Here is a 22,607-nt window from a genome sequence, read left to right as displayed (position 1 = left end):
AGGGAATGAGGAGAATAAAAAATGATTCTTGACAAATGACAAATGACCAATGACAAATGACAAATGACTACTTCGTTTTATTTTTTTTGATTTTGGTCATAAATTTGTCAAGCTGTTTTTGGCTGAGTCTAGCTGCTGAGAAGTCTGAAGGTGTATGACCGATCGCATCAGGAGATTGACAGTGGGCAATGAGCGATCGCAATGCCTCCATAAATCCAAAGGCCAAACCTTCAATAGTGTCTCGTTTATGAATTTTCTCGCTGTAAGCCCAAGTCATCTCTAGCTTTCCTGCACGAATGAATCCGCTTACCCCTAACAGGTGGCTGCGCTGATTAAGTAAACTCTGTTCAGCTTTGAATTCTTGAGCCAAACCCAAGGTGGTAGAAGCCTGAAGCACCTGATCGAATTGACCAAGGTAGTTAAAACTTACTTGTGCTTGGGGTAACGCTTGTAGTTTCGTGCGGGTTGTGTGATCGGGGTGCAAATATCGCAACACACCATAGCCGATTCCCCGGTTGGGAATGCGCCGCAGTTGTTCTTTAACTGACTTTAAAACCTCTCCTGGATGGTCAATTTCTTCTAGCTGTAAGTGAACGGGGAATAAGGTGGTAAACCAACCGACGGTGCGCGACAAATCCACATCCTCAAACAAGTCTTCTCGTCCATGTCCCTCTAAATCAACAAGCAGAGAACGTTCTCCCGTCCATTGAGCAAAGCTTTGCACTAGGGCAGTCAACAGCACATCATTAATTTGAGTGTTGTAGGCAGAAGGTACATCCTGCAAAAGGGCGCGGGTCTGTTCTTCACTTAAGGAAAGTGACACAGACGCAGTTGAGGCTACAGTGTTATTTTCTTTATCGGAAGGCTTGTACTGAGCGGAGTCGAAGTGATAGTCTACTGGTAAAGCTGTAACTTGAATACTAGATTGACTTAGCCAGTAATCCAACTCTGTGACTGCCTCTGATTGGGCGTATTCTGTGAGGCGATCGCTCCAATATTGAAAGGAAGTTGTCTTAGCTGGTAATTTAATGGCTTCACCACGGCTGATTTGCTGGTAAGCCGTAGCCAAATCTTCAAGTAAAATCCGCCACGAAATGCCATCTACTACTAAATGATGGATGATGAACAGTAACCGACCAGGTTGATCGTTGCCCAACCTAAACAGTACTACTCGTGCGATGCCTGTGGTGGACGTAGCGATCGCCCCAGTCGATAGATTCAAACTAGCTTGGAGTTCAGCATCTACCGCTTTCATTACTGTTTGTTGTTCTTCTGCCGATAGGTGCGATAAATTGATGACGCTAAATAATTCGTAATGGGCTACGCCCCGCTTCGCTAACGTAATTCGTAATTCGTAATTAAACTGCTGCCAGTTTTCGCCTTCCTGCACAAACCGCAGACGCAAAGCATCGTGATGCAATAACAATTCTTGTACAACTTGCTGCAATAGCTCTGGTTGCAAATCTGGCGGCACTTCCAGCATGGCTGACTGGTTAAAATAATCAGGTTCGGGCAATTTCTGCTCGAAAAACCAGTGTTGGATAGGTGTTAGCGCCACCTTGCCAGTTACTAATCCTTGTTCGGCTTTGACGGAGCGAGTCATGCCTGCCACAGCAGCTAACTCAGCAATGGTTTGGTACTGAAATAGCTGTTTAGGGGCAATTTGAATACCCGCTTGATTGGCTCTTGAAATTACCTGAATGCTGAGAATGGAGTCTCCGCCCAATTCAAAGAAGTTATCGTGGATGCCGACTTGTTTTAGTCTTAAGATTTCCGACCAAATTGCTGCTAATCTCTCTTCTGTAGGGGTTTGGGGTGCAACAAAGTTATCTTCTGCGCCACGAGAGAGATCGGGTGCTGGTAGGGAGCAGTAGTCTATCTTGCGGTTCGGAGTCATCGGCAGCGTCTCTAGCAGCACGAAAGCTGAAGGAACCATATAATTAGGCAACTTTGCTTTTAGGAAATGGCGCAGTTCATCAGTGGTTGGTTGCGGCTCGTGCGGTACAACATAAGCTACAAGCCGCTTTTGTCCCGGAATGTCTTCACGAGCAATGACCACAGTTTGAAACACCTGTGGGTGTTGTCTCAGCACCGTTTCAATTTCTCCCAACTCAATGCGGAAGCCGCGAATTTTCACCTGATCATCAACTCGACCAAGATATTCTAGATTGCCATCTGCGCGAAATCGTGCTAAATCTCCTGTTTTGTAGAGGCGATCCAATTTTGCATTTTGGATAAATTTCTCTGCGGTAAGTTCAGTCCGTTGCCAATAGCCTCTAGCTAATCCGGCTCCGCCAATGTGCAGTTCTCCGGGAACTCCTATAGGGACAGGTTGCAGATATTGATCCAGGACATAAACCTGAACATTGCTAATCGGTCGTCCAATGCTAACAGAGCAAGCTTCTGGGGTTAAGCGATCTAAGGTGGTTATAACCGTTGCTTCCGTTGGCCCATAACTATTAAGTAATTGGGGTGGATGCCAGAAGTGAGCAACACTACTGTGCCAGCGCTTCACTTTTTCGGGTTGAACTTCTTCCCCACCAATAATCACTATTCTGATACTTTCGGGAATTCGGGAGTCTTCAGGGGTAAGTTCTGCGACTAATTGATGCCAATAGGCTGTGGGAAGATCCAAAACAGTTAACTGCCATTCTCGGCAACACCGCCAAAATTCATTGCTGGAGTGCAACATCTGTTCGGTTCGCAACACTAATGTTGCGCCGACTAAAAGACAAGGTAGGATTTCTTCAATAGATGTATCAAAACAGATTGACGCAAATTGCAGAATATTATCGCCCGCATTAATTCCATATTCACGAGTGGCAGTGATGACAAAATTTATTAGCGATCGCTGTTCAATCATCACCCCTTTGGGTTTACCTGTAGAACCAGAGGTGTAAATAATGTACGCGAGGTTATGGAGTTGAACGTTAGTAATCGGATTGGCTGTACTGTGTTGAGCAATTATTTTCCAATCTGTATCTAAACAGATCGTTTTTCCGGCATAATCTGGTATTTTCTCCTGGAATCTTTCTTGAGTCAGCAGAATGCTTAGTTGCGTATCTTCGAAAATATCAGCCAGTCGCTCTTCGGGATAGGCAGGGTCAAGGGGAATGTATGCACCCCCAGCTTTGAGAATACTAAGTAAGGCGATAATCATCTCTGGAGAACGCTCAACGCAGATACCGACTAAGGTTTCTGGTTTGACTCCCAAACTTTGCAGATGGTGGGCTAGTTGATTGGCGCGATCGCTCAATTCGCGGTAAGTTAACTGTTGACCTTCTTGCTGAATAGCTACAGCGTCGGGCGTTAACTCCACCCGAGCCGCAAATAATTCATGGAAACATTGCTGAGACGGATACTCTCTGTGAGTCTGATTCCACTCCACCAGTAATTGCTGCTGAGTCTGAGTTAACAGTGGTAATTCAGAAACTCGCTGCTCTGGATTAGCAACAATTCCCACAAGTAAAGTTTGATACTGCTCTGCCATCTGTTGGATTGTGGCAGCGTCAAATAAATCGGTGTTGTATTCCCAAATAACACTAATTCCCTTTTTTCCACCATGTTGCGGGATCAGAACGACATCAAGATCAAACTTTGTTGATTTGTTGCTAAGGGCTACATTCGTGGTGATGTTCAACTCTGGGAGAGTTAAGTCTGGACGAGGAGAATCATGGAAGCTAAACATCACCTGAAACAGGGGATTATAACTAAGGTTCCGTATTGGCTTGAGAACCTCCACGACCTTATCGAAGGGTAAATCTTCGTTAGCGAAGGCTTCCAGACTGACTTGACGGACTCGATCCAGTAATTCCCGAAATGTGGGATTTCCAGACAAATCGGTGCGTAAAACCAAATTATTGACGATCATGCCAATTAATTGTTCTGTCTCGCGCATCCGCCGATTGGCAACAGCTGTCCCCACACAGAGATCGTCCTGTCTGGTGTATCGGTGCAATATTACTAAAAAAGCCGCTAGCGTCGTCATGAATAAGGTTATTCCCTCTTGACGGCTCAAAACTCTCAAAGATTCACACAAGCTAATGGGCAACTCTACCCTGACTTGAGCGCCGTTGTAAGTTTGTTCTGCTGGTCGCGGGCGGTCTGATGGTAATTCCAATAGGGGCGGACTGCCGGATAACTTTTGTTGCCAATAGTCTAATTGAGCTTCGGCTTCCTGGCTTTTAACCCACTCTCGCTGCCAATGGGCATAATCTCCAAACTGGAGTGTTAATTCTGGTAGTGGAGAAGGGTTTCCCAAACAGAAGGCTTGATAAAGTTCCACAAACTCATTCAAGAACACGTTATTGAAAGACCAGCCATCATGAACCATGTGATGTTCGATGTGGATCAAAAGATGATCTTGGTCGCTCAACTTCAACAATAACCACCTAACTAATGGCAGTTGATTTAAGTAAAAGGGCTTTTGCACCTCTGCGTCAAATAGGCGCTGACTTTCTGCTTCTTGCTCAGACTCCGGAAATGTCTGGAGGTCTACTACTGTTAACTTAAGTGGTGAGGCTGGGTGGATTACTTGAAATAACCGTCCATCTACTGCCGGAAAAGTCGTGCGGAAGATTTCATGCCGTCGGACAATCTCACTGAGGCACTGCTCTAATGCCGCCACATCTAGTTTTCCGGTGAATCGCAGAGTTACCTGAGCTTGATAGGCAGCACTTTCAGGTGCTACTTCTTGGATGAAGTATACTCGCTCTTGAGCAAAGGAAGCAGGCAAGTATCCTGACCGTGAAATCGGTTGCATCGCAGGACGTTGCAACTGTTGCTTGAGGTGGCTGTGTTGTTCAATCAGCCCAGCTAGACCCGCTATGGTAGGGTTGGCAAAAATGTGGTGAAAGAATAACTCGACTTGGAAACCCTCGCGGATGCGGGAAAGCATCTGAGCTGCTATTAAGGAATGACCGCCCAAATTGAAAAAATTGTCATCGATTCCTATCTGCTCAAGTCCCAATAACTCAGCCCAGATGCTGAAGAGTGTTGCTTCAGTGGAGTTACGAGGCGCGACAAAGGTTTCTTCGAGATCGGGGCGTGAGCGATCGCAAGCTGGAAGATTTTGACGATCAACTTTACCATTGGGAGTAACGGGCAAGGAGTCTAGGATTACAAAGACTGCTGGCACCATGTAGTTAGGCAGTTTTTCTTGAAGAAAGCGTTTGAGGGTAGTGACACTTGCATCAATTTGGTTAAGCACAATATAGGCGACAAGACGCTTATCACCAGGAATGTCTTCACGAGTGATTACCACCGCTTGTTGTACATCTGGGTGTTGACTTAAAAGCGCCTCAATTTCTCCCAGTTCAATACGGAAGCCGCGAATCTTTACCTGATGATCGATTCGCCCCAAAAACTCAATGTTGCCATCTGGTAAGAAGCGGGCTAAGTCACCAGTCTTGTAGAGACGTTCCGAATTTGAGGATTGGTCTTCTTTCTCTCCCCTGCTCCCCTGCTCACCTGCTCCTCTGCTTTTTTGGAAGGGATTAGAGATGAATCTCTCTTTAGTCAACTCTGGGCGGTTCAGATAGCCTCTAGCCAAGCCGTCGCCACCAATATACAATTCGCCAGGAGTGCCAATCGGAACTGGTTGTTGATGGTTGTCGAGGATATAAACTTGTGTATTAGCGATCGCTCGACCAATTGTCAGTTGAGTGTCGCCAGTATATTCTGCCACAGTGGCACAGACTGTTGATTCCGTTGGCCCGTAAGCATTAAAAAAACGCCGCCCTTTTGACCATTCAGCAATCAACTTCGGATTACAAGCTTCTCCGGCGACGATCAAGGTTTGCAAGTTTGGCAATTCTGCTATTGGTAACGCTGCTAGTGCTGTGGGTGGTAGTGTCACCTGAGTTATTGATTGCTTACGCAAAAATTGAATTAAATCTATTCCTGGGCGCAAGGAATCCTGAGTTCCCAGGTAAAGGCTACCTCCTGAACACAGAGCCATGAAAATTTCCCAAACTGAAGCGTCAAAGCTGAAAGAAGCAAACTGGAGAACACGGCTATTTTGCTTTACATCAAACAGCTTTATTTGTGCCTGGACTAAATTACACACGCCTTGATGTTGAATCAGCACGGCTTTGGGTGTTCCTGTTGACCCTGATGTATAAATTACATAAGCCAGATTTTCGGGTGCAGCCCCACTACTAAGATTCTCGTGGCTCTCTCGCTGAAAAGATTCCCAGCCAGTATCCAGACAAATCAACTTCGCCCCACTTGCAGTCAACTCTTCAACGAATTTTTCTTGGGTTAACACCACCTGGACTTGCGAATCTGAGAGCATAAACGATAGACGCTCTTTGGGATACGTTGGATCTAGCGGAATGTATGCTCCACCAGCCTTGAGGATACCCAACATTCCTATAATCATCTCTAGCGATCGCTCAACGCAAATACCTACCAGCACCTCTGGTTTTACACCCCAAATTTGTAGATAATGTGCAATTTTGTTGGCTTGGTGGTTCAACTCTTGATAAGTTAGTTGTTCCTCCTTGAACACAACAGCGATGCTGTTTGGAGTTTTTTCTACTTGTGCTTCAAATAACTGATGTATACATAAGTGCTTTGGATAATCTACCGTTGTATGATTCCATTCCACCAATATTTTATGTTGCTCCTGCTCAGTTAAGGCAGACAAATTATTCATATTTTGAATAGAGTTAATGATAGTTTCTTCCATAATAAATTTGGTACAGAAAGTAAATATTTTCCTATTTTTGTAACTTTTTGCTATATACTTGCCCAGGCTTTACAGTTATTTTTTTCACAAGCATTTAGAGCGATTTTTGGGCTTCTGCAAAGTAACACATTTATTGCATAGATATCTCAAAAAATAGGCCTTTGAGGGTTGAATCGGTGAGATTGAACTCAGAGGCCATTTTCTTTGCTCACAGAAATTTGGTGTTATTGGTTAACTGATACTGATTTTAAATAGAATCCGAATGGATATCTTAAAGCAAAATCCAATCAGCTTTTAATAACCCCAAATCCCTAATCTAAAATCCCAAATAGGAGTTGTGCCATTTGATTTTAAATGTTACCGAATCTAACCGTGAAATTATTCCTCGACAATTTCAATTGTTTTTGGAGGCTGAACATCTTCCACCTCAGTAATAGTGTCTGGACTAAGGTGATTTTTCAGTTTGAGTTTTAACTCCTCTGAAATGGGTAAATCTTTAATTTCTTTCAGGAGATATCTTACAGATTCGGTTTTACTCCGTTCTGTATAGACAGCTTTGAGAACAGCCTCAATTCCATATCCCGCGACAGTATCACCTAGAACCGTGATTAGACCAAGTAAACCTATACCTCCAACGATGCCAAATGGGCCTCCTATTGCTGTAAGGGCAGCAACAATAGCAGCATTACTACCTGCTGATGTAACTGTTAAAATCACGAGAATTATTCCAGGAAGACCCAGACCAGCAAGTTTTTTAGCGATTTCGTCCATTTTAATTACCTAAAATCCTTTTTTCTTGGTTAAGACATTACTAAGGGTAAGAGCATAGAGTCTTTGTAAATAAAGAAACTTCTCTCAAAACCTAGACTAAGCTAAATAAGAGTAATTCACGTTCAGATTGGGTTAATATTTTGAGTTTTACCTCTAATTCACCCCTATCTGATAGTTCGATTTGGTTGGGTTTCCAATCGCTATTAAATTCTTCTCAGTACCCAGTCCCTAGTCCCCAATTCAATCAAAGCGATCGCTAATTTTTCCATTTACAGCAGAGATAGCTACTGTTCTTGGTGAGGCTAAATAATTTTTGCCCGTTGGATCGCCACTGCGTCCTTTAAAATTGCGATTGGTTGCATAAATACCTGTTTCTTCTTTCGCCAAAACCCCAAATCCAGAATTGATACAAGCCCCACAACCTGTCTTGAGAATTTGTGCCCCTGCTTGTTCAAAAATGTCGAGATAGCCCAATTCTTGAGCTTGTTCTCTAATTTCAATGGTTGCAGGTACAATAAACAAGTTTACACCGTCTGCCAGTTGGCGACCATTTAAAACTTCGGCTGCCTGAGCTAAGTCATAGAGTTTTCCTCCAGTACAAGAGCCAATAAAGGCTTTGGTAATCGGAATGTTTTCTAACTGACTAATGGCAACTACTTGATCTGGTTTTGGGGGACGTGCAACTTGTGGTTCTAAACTGCTGAGGTCAAATTGATAAACCCTTTCGTACTCAGCATCAGCATCGCCGATAATCTCTTGAAATTCTTCTGAAACTCGGTTTTTTAGATACTCACGGGTTACTTCATCAGGAACAATCAACCCACAGATTGCACCACACTCCACGGCCATATTGGCTAAAGTTAACCGTTCATCAAAAGGCAGTTGTGCGAGGATTGACCCTCTAAACTCCATTACTTTACTGGTAGCGCCAGCACAGCCGATTTGTCCCAGAATAAACAGGATAATATCTTTGGCACTGATTGTAGGAGGTAAGGTTCCAGATAACTCAAATACTAGGGTTGGAGGAACACGAATCCACATATCTCCTGTGGCATAGATATTAGCCATATCTGTTGTTCCCACCCCTGTGGAAAAGGCTCCCAATGCTCCGTAGGTGCAGGTATGGGAATCTGTACCAGCAATTATCATCCCTGGTCGGACAAACCCTTTTTCTGGGAGTAAAACGTGACAGATACCTGCTGCTTCACCTGGGGAAACCACATCAAATAAGTGGCATTCTTGGAATTTAGCAAATTCAATCATCTGTTCGTACATCAGATATGCTTTGTCATCAGCACGGATGTCGTTGATTTGGATGAAGTGATCTGCTACTAAGACCACCTTTTGGGAGTCCCATAACTTTGCTCCTTCTCCATACTGTTTATAGAATGTTTTAGCTACTGGCCCGGCTACAGCATCATGGGATAATGCTAAATCGACCTGAGCAAAAACCACTTCTCCAGGCTGGACGTAGGAATTTCTAGAGGCTTTGGTCAAAAGTTTTTCTACTAAAGTCATGGGTCGGGTCGGGGTCAGGCTCCGAGGAATGGTAATCTGACCCTGACGACGCAGCTGATTAAAAGACATTAACCCACCTGCTGCTGCGATCGCATCAACGACAGGATTCTCCTGTTTCTCCCTTAGAATTTCTAGAGAAAGTCCAATATTGATGCTATTACGATAAAAAATTTCGGCGAACGATCGCGCCCGAATCTTTGTAATTCCAGCAGCTTGTAGGGCAATGGGAGCAATTTCTCGACTGGAACCACAGCCGAAATTTTCTCCTGCTTCAATCACATCATATTTTAGCAGTTCACCTGCTCCAATCACATGCTCTAAAGCATAATGTTTTAAGCTATCTAGATCATCATTTGTAGCTCGATTGGCAGGAATAATATCATCGGTATTGATATCATCCCCAAGGTACAAAACTTTATTTTCGTGACTCATGAAGCACTCCTAATTGAGAATGTTGCACAACTGAAAGTTCTTCAAGTAAAAGGTCAATTAAGGTGGCAGTGTTAACTAAAATTTCTTCTCCTTGGGTAAACAAATCAGCTGTTCGGTATCCCTTAGCTAAAATTCGGTCTTGCGCTGCAATAATCTGTTGAGCAGCCTGCACTTCTCCCCATTGCTGAAGCATTAAAACACACGCTCCCAAGGTTCCGAGGGGATTAGCAATTCCTAAGCCTGCAATATCTGGAGCCGTACCATGAATGGCCTCGTACAAACCAAATCCATTAGCATTAAGACTTGCCGATCCTAATAAGCCAATTGAGCCAACTAATGCACCGCCAATATCGCTGAGAATATCTCCAAACAAATTACCAGCCAAAATGACATCAAACCGTTGGGGATTTAAAACCATTTGCATAGCTAAGTTATCTACCAGCATTGGCTCAACAACAACGCCGGGAAATTGTCTAGCTTCTTCTTGAACTAGACGAGTCCAAGGCAAATGAGGTAAAGCATTTTCTTTGTGAGCTACGGTCAGTAATCCTCGGCGAGATTGCGCTTTTTCTAATGCTTTGTGAGCAATTCGACGAATCTCTTCATCGTAGTAGCGCATTGTATGGTATCCATAATTTCCTTGTTCATCACAAGAGCGTCCAGATGGGCCAAAATAGATTCCACTGACTAGTTCTCGAACGATGAGAATATCAAGTCCTTGAATTTTCTCTGGTCGAAGACTAGATTTATGCACAAGACTGTTAACGCTGAGGATTGGACGAAGATTGCAAAAGAAGTCGAAGTGCTTTCGGAGTTCCAGCAATCCGCCTTGGCTAACTGCACCAAATACAATCCCATCGGCTCCATCGCACAGTTCGGCGGTGGCTTGAGGGAAGTAACTACCCAGCTGTTCAAAGGCAGTTGCGCCGAGCCAACCATAGTCTACCTGTAAGCTAAATCCTTGAATTTTAGCAACGTGTTGCAGAATTTTTAAGGAAGCTTCCACTACTTCTGGCCCAATCCCTTCTCCAGGAATGGCAACAATCCGATATGCCTTACTTAAAGACTCCATTTAGCCACAACTCCAATACCTCGTTGTTTTACATACTTACTTTACGGTTCAGTTAAGGACTTCTTTCTTATCTTTGCGTCCTTTGCGTCCTTTGCGGTTCGTTAAAAAAATTGACTTGGGCAAAGAGTTTTAACTTTAACTGAACTGTATTGATACTTACTCAGAAAGCCTCAAAGGTTGTTTTAAAAGTGTTTATCTGTGATTTTAGACACTTCTTTATCCCCTCTATCCCCCTAAAAAGGCAGGAGACTGGAATCAAAGTTTCCCAATTTATCGAGTGATTTAGAGGGAGCTAAAACTTTTGATATCGCCAAGGCAACTTTTAAAACATCCTCTCAGATTTAGCTTGTTAAAATACTACACAACTCATCGATTTGTTGACTTTTTTCTTGAATCAGTATGCTACCTAAAGTTTGTAACTGCCGGACATTTTCTAGTTTGGCATTATCTATTGCCTCGAGTTCGCTTTTTAAGAATGTTTGGAATCGATAATAAGAAGCTTTATTCCCTTTACTAGTAGCCTCAAACAACCGTTCTAATTCTCCAGCTACTACTTCGCTACCACCATCCAGCACAATATTTAACAGTGGTTTTGCCCATTGTAATAGTCCCCATTGTTTCACTTCATCATAAGCGTAGACACTGGTCAAGGAACCAGTACCCAAGGATACTAATAAGATATCCTCTATATTCAGGGGTTGTTTGGTTTCTTGTCTACTGATTTGTGCTTCTAAAATAGCCAAATTAGCTGGATTATTAGCAACTACTCCACCATCGACTAAAGTATAAAATCCGTTGGTATTATGGGAGCTAGAAACGCGATAGGGAGCAAAATAAGTTGGAGTTGCACTAGTTGCTAATGCCGCATCTGCGAGGGTAAAACCTGCACATAACTTACGAAACTTTTTCGATTCTGTCTGTTGTTTTTCCAGTTTGTTAGTAAAGAATATTGGAATTCGCTGCTCGATATCGTAGCTAGTTACAAATACTTCTTTGAGATTATTTTCTAGAGGAGTATCACCAAAATATTGCCTAATAATTTCTTCTCTTCCTTCGGAAGAATATTTTGGTTGAACGAATATATCCTCTATTTGACCGAGTACTTTTTCCCAGAATGGCTCGTAAAATATCTCAGCCCCATACTCAATATATATTTGCAGGAGATCCTCAGCACTATATTGGGCGGTGGGTGAGGTATCAGTGGCCTCTAAATCTAATCGGGGTTTAGTTAATCCGAGTGCCAGAATTCCTCCGCTAGAAGTGCCAGAAATTAAATCGAACAAACTAAAAATCGGCTTTTGTGTCCGCTTTTCAATTTCTGCCAGGATCATGGTGGGGATAAGGCCCCGAATACCGCCTCCGTCAATGGCAAGGATTTTATATTTGGAATTGGCTTTAGTATTCATAGCTTTTGGCGATCGCTCCTGAGTTAATGTTTGTGGTTGTTCCTGTTGTTGGATATTGACTGCAACTGTTTGGGCTGTTTCTGATTTCTGTCCCTTTGGCTGGTTAGTTTGAATATTTGCAGATTTTTCAGTCTGTCTTTTTGTCCCTTTTTTTCCCTTTGTTGTTTTCTCTGTGGGGATGTCAGTTTCTACAACCGGAGGAACCTCAACGGATAGTTGCCGCAAATCATCTTCAGCGATCGCAGTTACTTCAGTGGGGATAACTTCTGCAATCAAGCGGCTTTCCTCATCCACTACCACAGTTTCCTCTGGTTGTTCCCCATCAGGACTACTTGCTATCTGGTCTTGTTTCTCACTCTCGTCGGATGATTGTGTAATTCCAAAGGGAAGTTGTGCAATATCCCAACTGGGATTGCCACGCAATTTTCCATCATGGCCATTTCCAGTTTGGTCTTTTACACTTGTCCCTTGTCCTTCGTTTAATGCCCAGTAAGCGATTAATCCTTGTTCATTGCCAACTAAAGGTTGATAGCGATGCCTCTGGATTTCCACTGGGGGACAAGGGTAATTCCAGACGCTAATGTTAGCTAATTGACCGGTGAAATATATGTTGTTGTGTAAAGTCGCGCCCAGAGTCACAGAACTGGTTGCTTTGTTTAAAGAGTCACCTGTGAAGTAGCCAAAGTACTCATGTTCGTCAAGGTATATACTTACTTGACCCTTATTAAAAATAATAGCAAAAAAGTGCCATTGTCCGACAGTTAATTCTCCATTACCAAAGGGTTTGATAAACTTTTCAACATTCTCGTCAATGTATACATCTAGGTTCCCTGATTCACTGATGCCAAACTCAAAATTATCACTATATCGATCTGAAGAACGGGCGAAAAAAACGTTGCGCGTTCCATAAGTGGTGGCTTTATCTGTTAGTTGATGAGGATTCACCCATCCTGAAATCGTAAAGGCTGAACTTCCTTGAGCAAAAACACCATCAAAATCGTTTTTGCCAAAATCTATGTAATCATCTTGACCATCAAATGTTAATACTGATTGGCTATATATCTGGTTTATCACAAGATTTTAATCTCCACAAAAAAATAAATTTGTAATTTTGCTTTCATACTTTACGGTAGAACTAGTCAGAAATAGTATTGGCATTACCCAGTAATATATCAATCTGTTTAATTATTGCTTTAAACTCACCTGTATTAAAGCGCTGGCTAAGTTGCGATCGCTGAATTTTGCCAATTGCAGTTTTAGGAATAATTTCTTTATCTAGTGGAATCAAATCATCGGGATTTACTCTCAGATTGTTCACAATTCGAGTGCGAATTCCTTTTGTGAGACTCACTAAACTCTGATCATCAAAAAGTTTTGGACTAAAAAAGATGGCCAATTGATCGGTTTTACAGTTTATATAAAAATTATTCCTCAATAATTTCAATTTTTTTTAGATATCGAACCTCTTTAGTATCAGTAATCATTGCTACGCTAAGTTGATTTTTTAGTTTTAGTTTTAGCTCCTCTGTAATCGGTAAACCTTGAATTTCTTTGAGGAGAAATATCACAGATTCGGTTTTGCTACGTTCTGTATAGATGCCTTTAAGAATGGCTTCAATTCCATATCCCGTTACAGTATCTCCGACCAAAGTTACTAGACCTAGCAGGGCTATACCTCCGACGATGCCAAACGGCCCTCCCAAGGCTGTCAGGGTAGCTGCAACAGCAGCAGAACTCCCCCCTGTTGTTACCGTTAGAATCACGAGTATTACACCAGGAAGACCCAGACCAGCAAGTTTTTGAACTATGTCATCCATTATAATAATTACCTAAAATCCTTACACTTGGATGCTGATGAAAACACTACTTAAGTATCTAATTCAGAGAAATATTTTCATGGGAATAATATATTCTCTATTGAAGCAACTATATGTTTAAATAATAGCTCGCAAAATATCTCATTCCTATACTAAAAATATTTTTAATGAGATTTTCAATACTATATTCAGCGCTCGGAAATGTATGAGATTTGTTTAAGTTTAATAAAATTCTGTTAGTCTGATTGTAAGAATACCTCCGGTTTAAATATCAGCAATTAAATCTAACAAACTAAAAATAATTTTTACTTACTATTCGCTTTTGTGTTTATGCTAGTACAATTGCCCCGATACCGCCTCCATTAATGACAAGAACTTTATATTTTTTATTGGTGTGACCTCTATAGTTTTTTGGAGTGGATTAGGGATTGTTTATGAGATAATATTTACGGTTATTCCTGCTATTTAATATCGGACAAAACTTTCATTATGATAGATTTATTAAAATAGACTAATTTTCAATTTAATAACTGCATTTCAAAGAACAAGCTGAACTTCAGCCTACAAATCATCTCAGCTTTATCTACAAAATGCAATAGCAGTTAAGACAGTTAAGGAGATAGTTAAGCGGATGGTTAAGATAGCTAAACAGACATTTAAGACATTTAAGACAGTTAAGCGGACATTTAAGACAGTTAAGACAGTTAAGGAGATAGTTAAAATTTTTAAAATTAATAATTACACAGAAGTTACTAACTGTAACTTCTGTGTAATTAGGTAAATAATTATGCAGATTTCCAGAGGTACTTGCTTTTTTTCGTCCCTAGGGGCTACCGCCTCATACATACACTTTTCAAAAAACGCTGCTGATGTTGGATCGTTGAATGGAGCAGAGGTGGCTGTTTTGTGTTTAGAAGGTGGTTCACCTATTATTTAACCTCTTGAACAACGCTTGCAAGTGATTCATGTCATTGGTTACTAGTAGTCTGCCAACCCAAAAATGCTAAGTGAGGACTGGGGAAAGGGGAAAGGGGAAAGGTTAAGGGATTTAAACCCTTTCCCCCTTACCCCTTTCCCTTTAACCCGCCAAGTACACTTGGCGAACTACTAGTCCGCTCCAATTCCTGATCTTCCCAGGATACAGGGTCTTCTAATGGTTCGAGATGAGTTGTGATGCTGCTTTTTGGCAATGCTTGAATGATGCTCAACTCAATTGCTTCGCATAAATCATGTCCTTGCTGCACTGTCCATGCTCCAGGCACTAAAATATGAAAGGAAATAAACCGACGTGTTCCAGCAATCCGAGAACGCATTGCATGGAACTGGATACCTTGGCGTTCATATTTACTGAGAATAACCCGGATTGTCTCTATTTCTTCAATAGGCAAGGCAGTATCCAGTAATCCAAAAAAGCTTTCTCGTAGCAAGCGAAATCCTGTCCAGACAATATTGACTGCTACCAATAAAGCGATGATTGGGTCAAGTACTAACCAACCTGTTACCTGAACCAAAAAGATTCCCACTATCACACCACCTGAAGTCCAGACATCAGTAAACAGGTGGTGTGCATCAGCTCGCAGTGTAATCGAACGCAAACGTCGTCCTGCTTTTAGCAAAACAAAAGCAACTCCACCGTTGACTGCTGTTGCCAACATTGATAGAGCCAACCCCAATCCCACTTGAGCGATCGCTTCTGGGTGCAATAATCTTCCCCAGGCTTCAACTCCAATACTGATTGCTGCAACTATAATCAATGCACCTTCGGCTCCACTGGAAAAATATTCCGCTTTAGAATGCCCAAAGGTGTGTTCTGCATCGGCTGGTTTGGCAGCATAAGTTACTGCCCACAGTGCTATCAATGCTGCCGCCAGATTCACACACGATTCAATTGCATCCGAAAGCAACCCTACCGATCCGGTTAGCAGATAAGCCCCAAACTTCAAAGCAATAGTAACAACTGCTGCCCCAATTGATAGGAAAGCGTAGGAGCGTACTGTTCGAACACTCATCAAATTTACTCAACTGTAATTTTTAGCCAACAGTAACAAATTTAGCTCATGGCTTCATCCACCTTGAGACTTTGATGAAAATTTCGTATTCACATAGAAACGGGTAATGGTGTGGCACAAAAAGCGATCGCTCTTGAAGGGATAATATCTGCGATCGCAGATATTACTACTTTTGGCTCCAAAGCACAGCTTTGATTGCCTAGTAGTCTGCCAACCCAAAAATGCTGCGTGATGGCTGGGGAAAGGGTAAGGGGTAAGGGGTAAGGGATTTGAAACCTTTCCCCCTTCCCCTTTACCCTTTACCCCGCCAAGTGAACTTGGCGAACTACTAGGACAGTGATAAATAAAGTTCAATATACCCTATGCCTAAAGATACACGCTTTTGAGTAGTAGTTTATGTGAATCTCAATTGGGTAAAATAGTTATCTTGAAATCAGAAATTATGCCACAATACTTTGGACAACTGCACACAACTGAAGCGCCTTGGTCAATCCTTGGAGCAGTACAAGCAATACAACAGAATGAGCGCCATATTCTATTGCTGTGCGGCGACCCTTGTCTAATAGTTAGTGTGCTAGCACCAAACTTAATTCGGGTACGGATGGCCCCAAGTGGTGAATTTCTCTTTAGGCGATCGTGGGCAGTGGCACTTGCGGATGAAGAATGGCCTACTGTGCCGTTTGAAGTACGGGAAAAAGCAGAGACTATAGAAATTGAAACTGAGCAATTGTGTATTGTCGTGTCCCGCGATCCTTGTCGTATCCAGTGTTTTGACTCAGCAGGACAGCCTTTTGCTCAAGATACAGACTTAGGGATGGGGTGGCGGACAGGGGAGGTTGCTGGGTGGAAACGGATTGAATCTGACGAACATTTCTATGGTTTTGGTGAACCGACTGGTTTACTAGATCAGCGATCAAAAGTGAGAACCAACTGGGCATCAGATGCGATCGATTACGGCATCATGACAGACAGTATGTATCAGGCAATTCCCTTTTTCATCGCCTTGCGTCCTGGATTGGGATACGGACTTTTTTTTAATACTACTTATTGGAGCCGATTTGATCTGGGCGCACAGCAGCCTGGAGTTTGGCAGATGGAAACTCAGGGGAGTGAACTAGATTACTACATTATTTATGGGCCTGAACCTGCGAAAATTATCCAGACTTACACCCAGCTAACTGGACGGATGCCTTTGCCACCTCGATGGTCATTAGGTTATCACCAATGTCGCTGGAGTTATGAGTCACAAGATATAGTACGCAAACTAGCTGATGAATTTCGTCAGCGTCGCATTCCCTGTGATGTTATTCATTTAGATATTGACTATATGAATAGCTATAGGGTTTTTACCTGGAGTCCGAAGCGATTTGCTGACCCTCAAACATTAATCCAAAATCTCAAACAAGATGGATTTAAAGTAGTGACGATTGTTGATCCGGGAGTCAAATACGAGCCAGAAGCAGATTACAAAGTCTTTGACGAGGGATTAAACAATAACTATTTCATCCGAAAAACTAATGGTCAATTGTTCCACGGCTATGTTTGGCCAGACAAGGCTGTCTTTCCTGATTACCTACGTCCTGAAGTTAGAGATTGGTGGGGAAATTGGCAAAAAAGTTTAACTGATATTGGTGTTGCCGGCATCTGGAACGACATGAATGAACCCGCACTTGATGACCGTCCATTCGGCGACCCTGGTAACAAAATTTCCTTTCCCCTTGATGCACCACAGGGACCAATTGAGGAAATAACCACCCACAAGGAAGTTCACAATCTTTATGGGCTAATGATGGCACAGGCATCTTATCAAGGAGCGAAAATATCTCGTCCGACTGAACGCTCTTTTATATTGACACGCTCTGGATATGCCGGCATTCAACGCTGGTCAGCTATCTGGACAGGAGACAATCAATCTCTGTGGGAACACTTGGAAATGTCCATACCAATGCTTTGTAACCTGGGCCTATCGGGCATTCCCTTTGTTGGTAGTGATATTGGGGGGTTTGCGGGAAATGCTACAGCTGAACTATATGCGCGTTGGATGCAGCTAGGAATGCTTTACCCCTTGATGCGTGGACATTCAGCATTAACTACTGCACAGCATGAGCCTTGGGTATTTGGCGATCGCATCGAAAAAATTTGCCGCGAGTATATTGAACTCCGTTATCAACTACTACCTTATATTTACAGTCTTTTTTGGTTAGCTGCAACTACTGGCGCACCAATTCTTCGCCCACTTCTGTATGATTTCCCCAATGACCCAAAAACCTTTTCTCTTGCCGATCAAGTAATGCTTGGTCCCTCGTTACTAGCAGCACCTATTTACCGTCCAGGCGTTGAACATCGTGCTGTGTACTTGCCTGAAGGTTGTTGGTACGATTGGTGGAGTGGGGAGACATTTACAGGGCCAACTTACATTCTTGCTTATGCACCACTGGAGAAAATGCCGTTATATGTTCGTGCTGGCTCGATTATTGCGATCGCACCAGTAATGCAATATGTAGATGAACATCCCATAAACCAAATGAGACTGCGGATTTGGAAGGGCGTTGGTGAGTTTACCCTTTATGAAGATGATGGTCATACTTTTGAGTACAAAACAGGAGCCTTTTGCACCACAACTTACCATGTTTATTCCGAGCAGCAAAGAACCATTGTTGAGATTGCAGCTAGAGAAGGTGAGTTCTCACCTATAACGCGTGAAACCACTGTGGAATTAGTCGGCGTTGGTGAACAGACTTTTGTGGATAATGGTACTGCACATCGGTTGGAATTTTCTACTTAGGCAGATCCATAAAATTGATTCTGAAATTTGCATTTAGAATTCAGTAATATTCGTGAAATGGTATTACTCAAAGAAAGAATAATCCCTAATGAAGTCAAGTCGCTTCTCTACGAGACGCTACCGCGAACGCTCCAATTAAAAATTAAAAATTATTAATTAAAAATTGCAATCAGTCGGGGCTTGTACCCACCACTGATTGTAGACCACTGAATCAAAAATTCAGTGGGGGCTTGTACCCCAAATTAAAAATTATTATCCTCCTTAATTTTTAACTTTTAATTTTTAATTTTTAATTAAAAAAAGGTCAATCCCAACAACTTTTGGTCTCATCAACAGTCTTAATTGATTTATCTGTTGCTTCCAAAATAAAGATAGCCACTAAAGTAGCCAGGATAGCCAGCAAAGAAGCACTCACAAGCATAAAAGGAGAAGAAATAGGCTCTTGAGGAACTTGAGCTTCGGATAGGATAATTGCATTACCTAAGTTTTGATTTTCTGCTAAACGGCTTTCTTCTAGCTTTTGTTGCAAAAGTAAATAAGTAGATTGTGCGACTTGTGCTTTACGTTCTAACTGGCGTTGTTGTTGTTCTAATTTCGGAAGATAACTCAAACGTTGTTTGTAGCTAGCTTGTAAGTTAGATAAAGCAGCAGCTTGGTTTTCTAAACCTAGATGGGTTGACTCTAATTCTATAAGCTTCGCTGAGAGTTGCTGTTGTAGTTCTCCTAATTCATAGTTTTGATTTAGTTGTAGTTTATGCGTTCCTGTAACTTTTTTTATGCGTTGTTGCAGTAACTCGTTTAAAGACTTTAACTTGTCTTCTAAATCTAGAATTTGCGGATGGGTGTCTTTTACAACAGTTCGCCTGAGTGTAAGTTGCGACTCTAATTGTTGAATTTCTTTAAGAATATCTTGTACACCTGAAATTTGGCTAAGGGAAGTCTTAATAATTGACTGCCGAGAGTTCATACCCAATTGTTCGCGGATTTCTTTAGACTGTGCATCGATATCGGCAATTCTTGATTGAGCTTCACCAAATTTCTTTTGTAAATCTGCAATGTTTTCTACTGCCTTACTTGCTTCTTCTGGCAGGGAAACACTTCTATGTTTTTCTTTAAACTTTGCTATATCGGCTTCTGCTTTTAGAACAGTTAATTCTGTATTCGGCATCTGGTTTTCTAAAAATTTGCGAGCGGCCGTAGTTTGATTTCTCTGAGCAGATACATTATATTCTAAATAAGCATACATCAATTTATTAACAACTTCTGTTGCAGTTTTCGGATTAGTATCTTGATAGGATACTAATAAAATATCAGTTCCATTAATATTATTCACAGTCAACTTTTTAAGAAAAGCCTGGAGTTTTATAAGCTCTCCCTTGTCGTCCTTCAAGTTAAGTTTTTTTATAGCTTTTTGCACTATAGGTATAGAGCGTATAACTTCTGCCTCTGTATTTAAAGGATTAGTTTGATCCTGAGATACGGATTCTAGCTTGTTTATTTCTGCTCCTACTCCCGTTAGGGAAGAAGTTATATTTGTTTTGTGGAACAGCAGCTTTCCCTCTGCCATATACTTAGGTTGCCTTAATAACAAAGGTAGCAATGAAATTAGCAAAGCTGGGAAAAATATTACTATAAAAGACAACCAACGGCGCTTCAAAATTTGCAAATATGTATTAAATGTAATAATGCTTTCTGTTTGAGATTTCATAAACTTAAATTGAATTTTTAATGATTGATGTAATTAAGCTTGAATGACTCAATATTACAAACAAGCAAAACAGATAAGATAGGTAATTTGTCAAGCCAATCTACTGATTAGATAAAGACATACAAGTATGAGTTTTAGAACTATTATGGTGAACTGCTAGAATTTCACTAATCACTTGCTCCAAATCTTCGTCTGTGAGATTAGATCCCGAAGGTAGGCAAAGACCGTGTGTAAATAAATCTTTAGCTACTGTATCTCCAATATATTCACACTCAGCAAACACAGGCTGAAGATGCAAAGGCTTCCATACAGGACGAGTTTCAATTTGCTGTGCGGCAAGTGCGATGCGGACTTGTTCTCGATCTGCTCCAAAAGTTGCTGGATCGATTGTTAAACAGGTTAACCAGCGAGTAGCACAGCCAAAAATAGCTTCCGGCATAAATTCTATGCCTGGAAGATTTCCTAAAACCTGTTGGTAAATCTTAAAGTTGCGTCTTCTAGCTGCCACTCGCTCACTCAAAAGATGTAATTGACCGCGACCAATACCAGCTAAAACATTGCTAAGGCGGTAGTTGTAACCAATTTCCGAGTGTTGGTAATGGGGAGATGAATCACGTGCTTGGGTTGCTAAGAAACGGGCTTTTGCTACCAATTGTGGATCGTCGGAAACCAACATCCCGCCGCCGGAGGTAGTGATGATTTTATTGCCATTAAAGGAGTAAATGCCAATGCGCCCAAAAGTTCCTGGGGAACGCTCTTTGTAGCTAGCACCTAAAGCTTCAGCTGCGTCTTCAATTAAAGGAACATCATATTGATTGCAAGCTTTCAGGATGGGATCGATATCTGCACTTTGACCATACAGATGCACAAGTACCACTGCTTTAGGCAATCTGCCAAAACGTGCGCGGTTCTCTAGAGCTTCCTGCAATAAGTCAGGATTCATATTCCAAGAAGTGCGATCGCTATCAATAAATACTGGTTTTGCTCCTAAGTAAGCAATTGGATTAGCGGTAGCTATAAATGTCAGGGTAGAGCAAAAAACTTCATCTCCAGACTGGACACCTACTAACCGTAAAGCCAAATGTAGAGCTGCTGTACCAGAACTAACAGCCGCCGCATACCCAGCCCCAGTTTCTTGACAAAATTCTTGCTCGAAAGCATTTACGTGTGGTCCTACTGGTGCAATCCAGTTAGTATCAAAAGCTTCTTTGATGAGTTCTAACTCGCGATCGCCCATGTGTGGAGTTGAAAGAAGGATTGGTTTATTCATAATTTTTTATTTTTTACCTACGAACAGTGATAATGCAATCGTATTTTGCACTCATTACATTAGTTTGAACCTTCAGCCATTGCTCGTTAGAATTTTCCCCATTTGCCCAAGCGATCAATGCTGCTGGAATATTTGCTCCTGCTACATGAGAAAATGGATATCCACCACCAAAACGTGGGTTCATTTCCAACACACACGCACTTTTTTGTCCCACAATTACATCACAGTCTAGGTTGCCAATATGTCCTATATTTTTACCTATTTTTTCACCCAGCTTTTTAAGAACTTCATGCTCAACAGTTAACGCTCGATCTGTTTCTCCAGCTCGCATACCTAACTTTTGTTTAACAAAAGTAGTGATGTGAGTTCCTGCTAAATTATTAACAATATCTAAACCATATTCTTGTCCAATTGCTTTTTCTTGAATCAGGATATATTCATCGGAGTCTGTAGAGCTTATGCCCGCTAAAAATGATTTGGATATCATTTTTTTTGACCGAAGATATGCTAATTCCAATTCTTCATCATCTTCAGGATATTCAATCCCAATTGATGCACTTCCCCATCGAGGTTTAACGACTAAAGGAAAACAGATTTCTTGATGTTTGATGGCTTCTCTTGCTTCGTTAATAGAAAGATAAGTTTTGGGGACAGAAATACCCAAACTATTTAAGAATTTAAAAGTAGCTAATTTGTCAAAACAAATATCAATTACTTCTGAAGAAGAAATTACAGGGATAGTCCCTATATTGAGAAAGCGATCGCGTTGTTTTGCTAACAGAGGTAATTCTAAATCATTTAGTGGTATCAACAAACGAACCTGGTATTGTTCACAGATATAAAGTAGTTTGTCAAAATAGTCTTCATGATTTACAGGTGGTAACAAAAAACTTTTATCTGCTTCCTGTAATGCTGGAGCTTCTAGACTAGTATCCCCAGCAAACACCAGACCTCGATTTTCTAAAGCTTCTTGAAATAATTTTACAAGATAATTCCGTCTTCCCACACAAGTCAACATGACGTTCATAAATATCAACCCTCTGTAGCTAATGGTATTTCTGTAAAACTGCTGATTATGAAACTAAAAAACCCAAAATATATCTTAGGGATTCTCTCTATGTATTGAAC

12 protein-coding genes are annotated in these 22,607 nt (G+C 41.6%); 1 reads left to right on the top strand and 11 read right to left on the bottom strand.

Annotated features, from left to right (window positions below; translation table 11 throughout):
- Window positions 1–67 precede the first annotated feature (67 nt).
- From H6G86_RS03745 to H6G86_RS03710, 8 genes are all read right to left on the bottom strand, one after another.
- Window positions 68–6,691 (bottom strand): non-ribosomal peptide synthetase, encoded by a 6,624-nt coding sequence (locus tag H6G86_RS03745; RefSeq protein WP_190933178.1) that lies wholly within the window; start codon window positions 6,689–6,691, stop codon window positions 68–70.
- Between the two features lie 378 nt (window positions 6,692–7,069).
- Complete coding sequence (locus tag H6G86_RS03740) at window positions 7,070–7,462, bottom strand: hypothetical protein (protein WP_190933177.1); 393 nt, start codon at window positions 7,460–7,462, stop codon at window positions 7,070–7,072.
- A gap of 240 nt (window positions 7,463–7,702) precedes the next feature.
- Window positions 7,703–9,412: an aconitase/3-isopropylmalate dehydratase large subunit family protein gene (locus H6G86_RS03735; protein WP_190933176.1), complete on the bottom strand. Its 1,710-nt coding sequence runs from the start codon at window positions 9,410–9,412 to the stop codon at window positions 7,703–7,705.
- Complete coding sequence (locus tag H6G86_RS03730) at window positions 9,396–10,484, bottom strand: isocitrate/isopropylmalate family dehydrogenase (protein WP_190933175.1); 1,089 nt, start codon at window positions 10,482–10,484, stop codon at window positions 9,396–9,398. The genes H6G86_RS03735 and H6G86_RS03730 overlap by 17 nt, the downstream gene beginning before the upstream one ends.
- Window positions 10,485–10,825: 341 nt before the next feature.
- Window positions 10,826–12,964, bottom strand: a complete 2,139-nt coding sequence (locus tag H6G86_RS03725) for a patatin-like phospholipase family protein (protein WP_190933174.1) — start codon at window positions 12,962–12,964, stop codon at window positions 10,826–10,828.
- A gap of 61 nt (window positions 12,965–13,025) precedes the next feature.
- The gene (locus H6G86_RS03720; protein WP_190933173.1) at window positions 13,026–13,241 is read right to left on the bottom strand and encodes a hypothetical protein; all 216 of its coding nucleotides are present in this window, start codon (window positions 13,239–13,241) and stop codon (window positions 13,026–13,028) included.
- Between the two features lie 73 nt (window positions 13,242–13,314).
- Window positions 13,315–13,707: a hypothetical protein gene (locus H6G86_RS03715; protein ID WP_190933172.1), complete on the bottom strand. Its 393-nt coding sequence runs from the start codon at window positions 13,705–13,707 to the stop codon at window positions 13,315–13,317.
- Window positions 13,708–14,771: 1,064 nt separating this feature from the next.
- The gene (locus tag H6G86_RS03710) at window positions 14,772–15,716 is read right to left on the bottom strand and encodes a cation diffusion facilitator family transporter (RefSeq protein WP_190933171.1); all 945 of its coding nucleotides are present in this window, start codon (window positions 15,714–15,716) and stop codon (window positions 14,772–14,774) included.
- A 442-nt stretch (window positions 15,717–16,158) separates the two neighbouring features.
- On the opposite strand from H6G86_RS03710, the gene H6G86_RS03705 reads away from it, so the two are divergent.
- Window positions 16,159–18,501 (top strand): glycoside hydrolase family 31 protein, encoded by a 2,343-nt coding sequence (locus H6G86_RS03705; RefSeq protein ID WP_190933170.1) that lies wholly within the window; start codon window positions 16,159–16,161, stop codon window positions 18,499–18,501.
- Window positions 18,502–18,805: 304 nt separating this feature from the next.
- Here the strand turns inward: H6G86_RS03705 and H6G86_RS03700 are convergent, their stop codons facing one another.
- The 3 genes from H6G86_RS03700 to H6G86_RS03690 all read right to left on the bottom strand — a co-directional run bounded on the left by H6G86_RS03700 (window position 18,806) and on the right by H6G86_RS03690 (window position 22,506).
- A complete protein-coding gene (locus tag H6G86_RS03700) occupies window positions 18,806–20,209 on the bottom strand; it encodes a GumC family protein (RefSeq protein ID WP_190933169.1) in 1,404 nt (467 codons plus the stop codon).
- A gap of 100 nt (window positions 20,210–20,309) precedes the next feature.
- Window positions 20,310–21,479, bottom strand: coding sequence for a DegT/DnrJ/EryC1/StrS family aminotransferase (locus H6G86_RS03695; protein WP_190933168.1), 1,170 nt, complete (start codon window positions 21,477–21,479; stop codon window positions 20,310–20,312).
- 13 nt (window positions 21,480–21,492) lie between these two features.
- Entirely contained in the window at window positions 21,493–22,506 is a 1,014-nt protein-coding gene (locus H6G86_RS03690; protein ID WP_190933167.1) for an ATP-grasp domain-containing protein, read from the bottom strand.
- Window positions 22,507–22,607: the final 101 nt, after the last annotated feature.

It is taken from the genome of Nostoc sp. FACHB-133, assembly GCF_014698055.1.
Taxonomy (GTDB): domain Bacteria; phylum Cyanobacteriota; class Cyanobacteriia; order Cyanobacteriales; family Nostocaceae; genus Nostoc.
Note: the sequence above shows the minus strand (reverse complement) of the source record. Positions and strands in the feature narration are given on the sequence as shown.

Excerpts from the sequence above, each read along its gene's own strand:
- H6G86_RS03745 (WP_190933178.1), bottom strand. The coding sequence starts at position 6,691 with ATGGAAGAAACTATCATTAACTCTATTCAAAATATGAATAATTTGTCT.
- H6G86_RS03740 (WP_190933177.1), bottom strand. The coding sequence starts at position 7,462 with ATGGACGAAATCGCTAAAAAACTTGCTGGTCTGGGTCTTCCTGGAATA.
- H6G86_RS03735 (WP_190933176.1), bottom strand. The coding sequence starts at position 9,412 with ATGAGTCACGAAAATAAAGTTTTGTACCTTGGGGATGATATCAATACC.
- H6G86_RS03730 (WP_190933175.1), bottom strand. The coding sequence starts at position 10,484 with ATGGAGTCTTTAAGTAAGGCATATCGGATTGTTGCCATTCCTGGAGAA.
- H6G86_RS03715 (WP_190933172.1), bottom strand. The coding sequence starts at position 13,707 with ATGGATGACATAGTTCAAAAACTTGCTGGTCTGGGTCTTCCTGGTGTA.
- H6G86_RS03710 (WP_190933171.1), bottom strand. The coding sequence starts at position 15,716 with ATGAGTGTTCGAACAGTACGCTCCTACGCTTTCCTATCAATTGGGGCA.
- H6G86_RS03705 (WP_190933170.1), top strand. The coding sequence starts at position 16,159 with ATGCCACAATACTTTGGACAACTGCACACAACTGAAGCGCCTTGGTCA.
- H6G86_RS03700 (WP_190933169.1), bottom strand. The coding sequence starts at position 20,209 with ATGAAATCTCAAACAGAAAGCATTATTACATTTAATACATATTTGCAA.
- H6G86_RS03695 (WP_190933168.1), bottom strand. The coding sequence starts at position 21,479 with ATGAATAAACCAATCCTTCTTTCAACTCCACACATGGGCGATCGCGAG.
- H6G86_RS03690 (WP_190933167.1), bottom strand. The coding sequence starts at position 22,506 with ATGAACGTCATGTTGACTTGTGTGGGAAGACGGAATTATCTTGTAAAA.